The sequence below is a fragment of the Streptomyces sp. SID1328 genome (assembly GCF_009865595.1).
GTDB lineage: Bacteria > Actinomycetota > Actinomycetes > Streptomycetales > Streptomycetaceae > Streptomyces > Streptomyces griseoluteus.
Map to the genome: position 1 here is coordinate 1 of NZ_WWKH01000529.1, position 5,801 is coordinate 5,801.

Genomic DNA, 5,801 nt, shown 5'->3' on the forward strand with positions numbered 1-5,801 from the left:
GCCGGCCGGGGACGGCGCGGCGGGGGAGGCATGGGGCTCGGCGTGCGCCGGGCGCGCGGGCTCGGCGGGGCCGGCGGTGCCGCAGGCGGCGAGGGCCGCGCCGAGGACGCAGACGGCGGTGATACGGCGTGCGAGTGCAATCACCATATGAAAATAGGGCTGCCGGGCTGGTCATATGTTCATCCGCCGGGCGACGCGACGCTACGGTCACCCGCGCGGCGGTCCGGTCCGGCAGCCGCTTGTGCCGCGCTTCACGGTTGCCCGGGCCGCCCCTCCGCCTGGGTGACCCGCTCCGGGGGCTGGTCGAGGACGGCGCCCAGATCCGGTGGGCCGGTCAGGGCGTCCAGGTAGGGGGACACCGGCTCCTCGGCCGGTGCGATCTCCGGTACGGGCTCCTCGGGTGTCTCCGGCTCCTCGGGCTTCTCGGTCTTGCGGTCCGTGGGCTGTCCTTCGCGGGCGCCCCGCTCCAGGAAGTGGAGCAGTTCCACCGGGATGGGCAGCACCAGGGTCGAGTTCTTCTCGGCCGACACCGCCATCACGGTCTGGAGCAGCCGGAGCTGGAGGGCGGTCGGGGTGTCCGCCATCTGCTGTGCGGCCTGGGCGAGCTTCTTCGACGCCTGGTACTCGGCGTCGGCGTTGATGATGCGGGCCCGGCGCTCCCGGTCGGCCTCGGCCTGGCGGGCCATCGAGCGCTTCATGGTGTCCGGCAGGGACACGTCCTTGATCTCCACCCGGTCGATCTGGACGCCCCAGCCCACGGCCGGGCTGTCGATCATCAGCTCCAGGCCCTCGTTGAGCTTCTCCCGGTTGGACAGCAGATCGTCCAGATCGCTCTTGCCGATGATCGACCGGAGCGAGGTCTGCGCCATCTGCGAGACGGCGAACCGGTAGTCCTCCACCCGCACCAGCGCGTCCGTCGGCTCGACCACCCGGAAGTACACCACCGCGTCCACCCGCACGGTGACGTTGTCCCGCGTGATGCCCTCCTGGGCCGGGATCGGCAGCGTGACGATCTGCATGTTCATTTTGTGCAGCCGGTCCACGAACGGGATGATCAGCGTCAGCCCGGGCTCCCGCGGCGCACCCGTGATCCGTCCCAGCCGGAAGAGGATTCCCCGTTCGTACTGCTTGATGACCCGCATGGCAGCGGCCAGGCAGATGAGACCCAGCGCGCCGAACACCGCAATGAGCGTGATCACGATTTCCAACATGGTCGCCCCCCTCACCGAGAGGTCTGTTTGTCCCTTACTCAACAGTACGTCCGGTATGTGGAGGGAAGCCATGGCCTGTGGACAAGCACCTGTGGACGAGCGAGGGGGCCGGGACGACGGGATCGCTCCCCTCACCCCGGCCCCCTCGGCGGCCTGCGTACGTCAGCCGGCCCGCACCCCGGCCTTGGCCGACGAGGTCAGCCGTACCGGTTCCGTCCCCTCCGCGCTGTGCCGCTCGGCCCAGTTCTCCAGGGCGGTGCGGCAGGCGTGGTCCAGGTGCAGCAGGCCGGAGAGGTCAAGCCGGACCGGGCGGTCCTTGGGCAGCGCCTCGAGGCTGTCCAGTATTTTCGGCAGCCTGAGGAAGGTCGCGTTGCCCGAGAGGCAGGCATCCACGGGGCCCGCGCCCTTGTCCATGACGGTGACCTTGATGTGCGACGCCTCCCAGGCGGTCTTGACGATCGCCAGCGCCAGCCCGGCCAGCACGCCCTCGAACATGCCGACCGCCACGATGGACACCGCTGTCACCGCGAGGATCAGCGCCTCGCCGCGCTGCTCGCGCCACAGCCCCGCCAGCGCCTTGACCGGGACCAGCTTGGCCCCCGAGTAGATCAGGACGCCCGCCAGCGACGGCAGCGGGATGTGGGCGAGGGCGCCCGGCAGCAGCGCCGCGAACAGCAGCAGCCAGAGACCGTGCATCACTCGGGACGCCTTGGTCCGCGCGCCCGCCTGCACATTGGCCGCGCTGCGCACGATCACCGCCGTCAGCGGCAGCGCGCCGAGCAGCCCGCACACCGTGTTGCCGACGCCCTGGGCGGTCAGCTCACGGTCGTACTCGGTGCGCGGGCCGTCGTGCAGCCGGTCCACGGCGGCCGCGCTGAACAGCGACTCGGCGGACGCGATCAGGGTGAACGCGACGATCGTGCCGAGCACCGCCACATCGGCGAACTCGGCGAAGGCGCTGAGCGGCGGCGGCTGGACGGCGCCCAGCAGCCCCTGCACCTCCACCATCGCCACCCGCATGCCGAACACCGGCACGGCCAGCGTGGCGAGCCCGACGGCGGCGAGCGGACCGGGAAGCGTGCGCACCTTCGACGGGAGGTGCTTCCACCCCACCATGACGGCGATGGTGCCCGCGCACAGCGCCAGCGAGGCCAGCGCCCTGCCGTCACCGACCGCGCCGGCGAGACCGCGCGGCAGACCGAGCATCTTGTCCAGCCCGGCGTCCGGAGCCTTGGCGGCCATCGCCGGGTACAGCTGTCCGGCCACCAGGACCAGGCCGATTCCGGCCAGCATGCCCTCCACGACCGCCAGGGATATGGCCCGGAAGTACCGGCCGAGCCGCAGTACTCCCATCACGGTCTGGAGCAGTCCGGTGGCGAGCACGATCGCGCCCAGCACCGGCAGCCCGAACTCCTTGACCGCCTCGAAGACCAGCACGGTCAGCCCGGCCGCCGGGCCGGACACCTGCAGGCTGCTGCCGCGCAGCACCCCGGTGACGAGACCGCCCACGATGCCGGTGACCAGCCCCAGTTCGGCCGGTACCCCGGAGGCGACGGCCACGCCCACGCACAGCGGGAGCGCGACCAGGAAGACGACGAGGGACGCGGCGAAGTCCCGCCGCAGATGCGGAGCGCGCGATATGTGCCCTTGCCCGGTCATCGGCGCGCTCACAGGGCTTCGAAGGTGTCGGTGTCGGGCCGGTGCGCGCGCACGGCCCCGGTGTGGACCTCGTAGTACCAGGCGTGCAGGGCGAGCGTGCCCTCCGCCGTGCGCCGCTCGACGCAGGGGTACGAGCGCAGACGCAGCAGCTGGGTCAGCGCGTGGCACTGCACGCCCTCGGCGACCTCCGGGTCCTCGGCGGCGCCGGCCGGGCGCGGGGCGGCGTGCGCCAGCCAGTCGCGCACGGCGGGTACGGCGGTCAGGTCGTCGCCGCGCACCAGCGCGCCGACCGCGCCGCAGTGCGAGTGACCGCAGACGACGATGTCGCGGACGCCGAGCACCTCGACGGCGTACTCGATGGTGGCGGCCTCGCTGGTGGGATGCTCGAAGGCGTGCGGCGGGACGATGTTGCCCGCGGTGCGCAGCTCGAACAGCTCGCCGGGGCGGGCGCCCGTGATCAGGGCGGGGACGACCCGTGAGTCGGAGCAGGTGATGAACAGGACCTGGGGGGACTGGCCCTCGGCGAGGCGGGCGAACTCCTCGGGGCGCCGGCCGAACGTGCGGGCGTAGTCGATGAGGGGCTGCATGATGGTGGACTCCTCCTGGCGCGCCTCGGCGGCGCGTCGGGCTTGCACGACTGTGGTGGGGGGAGCGAGCCCGCCCGTCAGCAGCGGAAGACCTGAAGGACTGCCGTGGCATGGGCTCCGGAGGATCTGGTGAAGCCGGCGTCCGGCGCGCCGGACCGCGTGGGCGGTGCGGGCTCGGCCGGCCGCCGGGATATGAGCGGGCGCTCCGGCGCGGGAGTGGGCGCGGCGCCGCGCTGGCGGTGCCGGTCGGTATGGGCGGCGACCGGCGGCGTCTTGGGACTGCGGGGTTCGCGGGCGAGGTCCACGCCTTCGCCCGCGGGCTGGGCGACGAGGACGATCCCCGGCGCGTCTTTGGCCTTTGCCTCACCGAGCGTATGTGCGGTGGCGAAGGGTCCGGAGGGTGCGAAGAGCTGGAGGGAGAGCAGCGCGACCGCGAACAGGGCGAGCGCCGCGCCGAGCGTCCTGCCTCGGGACATGCGCACCCCCTGCGGAATCCCACGTCTCTTGCCCGCGCCAAGCGTTGGTCAATAAATGGTCAAGAAACACGTTAACCCGGCGTGAAGCTTTGCAGGGTTAACGACGGGTTACGCGCCGTAGGAAGCGTGAAAAAAGCGGGTCAAGCGGCTGGAATCAGCTCTTGACCCGCATGAATTGATGGGATATCAGGAACAGGGCGCCCGGTCTGTTACTCTGTCACCAGAGGCTTGGCGTCGCGCGCCAGCGCGGTGAGCCGGGAGATCGCGCGGAAGTACTTCTTGCGGTAGCCACCGTTCAGCATCTCCTCGCTGAACAGCTTGTCGAAGGGCAGTCCCGAGGCCAGCACCGGGACCTCGCGGTCGTAGAGCCGGTCGGCCAGCACCACCAGCCGCAGCGCCGTCGACTGGTCCGGCACCGGCCGCACATCGGTGAGGCAGACCGCGCGCACCTCGTCGGTCAGTGCGCCGTACCGGCTCGGGTGCACCTTCGCCAGGTGCTCCAGCAGCCGCGGGAAGGCGTCCAGTGAGGCGCCCTCGGCGCGGTAAGCGGCCTTGGTCACCTGCTCGTCGGTGTACGGCGCCGGCGCCTCGGGCAGACCGCGGTGGCGGTAGTCCTCGCCGTCGATGCGCAGGGCGCGGAAGTGGGCGGACAGGCCCTGGATCTCGCGCAGGAAGTCGGCCGCCGCGAACCGGCCCTCGCCCAGCTTGCCGGGCAGCGTGTTGGAGGTGGCGGCCAGCGCCACGCCCGCCTCGACCAGCTTGCCGAGCAGGCTGGAGACCAGCACCGTGTCGCCCGGGTCGTCCAGCTCGAACTCGTCGATGCACAGCAAGGCGTGGCCGGACAGTGTCCGGACCGTCTGCTGGAAGCCGAGGGCGCCCACCAGGTTGGTCAGCTCCACGAAGGTGCCGAACGCCTTGCGGGAGGGCTCGGCCGGGGTGGCGTGCCAGAGCGAGGCGAGCAGGTGGGTCTTGCCGACGCCGTAGCCGCCGTCCAGGTAGACCCCGCGCGGGCCGGCCGGGGCCTTGGCCTTCGTGCGGCCGAAGCCGAACAGGCCCCGCTTGCCCTCGCCGGGACGGGCGCCGCCGAGTCCCGCCGCGAAGCCCTCCAGCACGGCCACGGCGTCGGTCTGGCTCGGCTGGTTCGGGTCCGGGATGTAGGTGGCGAAGCGCACCGAGTCGAAGCGGGGCGGCGGCACCATCTCGGCGACCAGACGGTCGGCCGGGACGTGCGGCTCACGCGCGCACAGGGACAGCGGACCGGCGTCGGTCAGCGGGGTGGAGCCGGAGGCTGCGGTGGAGGACACGGTTACCCATGCTAATCGCCATGTCACACTGCACGAATGCGACGCCTGTTCCCTGTGACCGACGAAACAGCAGCTCGGGCCGCCCGCCAGGGGAGTGCGGCGCCCGACGGGGCCGGTGAGTGGAGCCTGGCCGAACTGGCCGCCGCCTACGCCTATCCCGTCTCCGGCGACGGCGGTCCCCGCACCTGGCTGCGGGCCAACATGGTCTCGACCCTCGACGGCGCGGCCCAGCACGACGGGCGCTCCCAGCCCATCTCCTGCGCGGCCGACATGCGGATCTTCGGCACGCTGAGGGCGCTCGCGGACGTCGTCCTGGTCGGTGCGGAAACGGTTCGGCAGGAGGGGTACCGGCCCGCTCGCGCCCGTAAGGAGTTCGCGGCGGCGCGGGAGGCGGCGGGGGAGGGGCCGGCTCCGGCCGTGGCGGTGGTGTCGGGCAGCCTCGACCTGGACTTCTCGCTTCCGCTGTACACCTCGCCGCTGGTCCCGACGGTCGTCCTCACCGGTGCGGACGCGCCCGCCGACCGGGTGGCCGCCGCCGAGCGGGCCGGGGCGCGGGTGGTCGTC

6 protein-coding genes are annotated in these 5,801 nt (G+C 72.2%); 1 reads left to right on the forward strand and 5 read right to left on the reverse strand.

What is annotated here, in order from left to right:
• Nucleotides 1–251: 251 nt before the first annotated feature.
• The 5 genes from GT030_RS16720 to zapE form a co-directional block, all read right to left on the reverse strand.
• Nucleotides 252–1,211, reverse strand: a complete 960-nt coding sequence (locus GT030_RS16720) for a slipin family protein (protein WP_161201783.1) — start codon at nucleotides 1,209–1,211, stop codon at nucleotides 252–254.
• Nucleotides 1,212–1,373: 162 nt separating this feature from the next.
• Nucleotides 1,374–2,870, reverse strand: a complete 1,497-nt coding sequence (locus GT030_RS16725; protein ID WP_161201784.1) for a SulP family inorganic anion transporter — start codon at nucleotides 2,868–2,870, stop codon at nucleotides 1,374–1,376.
• Between the two features lie 8 nt (nucleotides 2,871–2,878).
• Entirely contained in the window at nucleotides 2,879–3,457 is a 579-nt protein-coding gene (locus GT030_RS16730; RefSeq protein ID WP_161201785.1) for a carbonic anhydrase, read from the reverse strand.
• Nucleotides 3,458–3,534: 77 nt separating this feature from the next.
• Entirely contained in the window at nucleotides 3,535–3,933 is a 399-nt protein-coding gene (locus GT030_RS16735; RefSeq protein WP_161201786.1) for a hypothetical protein, read from the reverse strand.
• A 209-nt stretch (nucleotides 3,934–4,142) separates the two neighbouring features.
• On the reverse strand, nucleotides 4,143–5,237 hold the full coding sequence (gene zapE / locus GT030_RS16740) for a cell division protein ZapE (RefSeq protein WP_161201787.1): 1,095 nt from the start codon (nucleotides 5,235–5,237) through the stop codon (nucleotides 4,143–4,145).
• 36 nt (nucleotides 5,238–5,273) lie between these two features.
• Between zapE and GT030_RS16745 the strand changes: the two genes are divergently transcribed.
• Nucleotides 5,274–5,801 (forward strand): dihydrofolate reductase family protein (locus tag GT030_RS16745; RefSeq protein WP_161201788.1); only part of this gene is annotated, 528 nt, incomplete at its 3' end.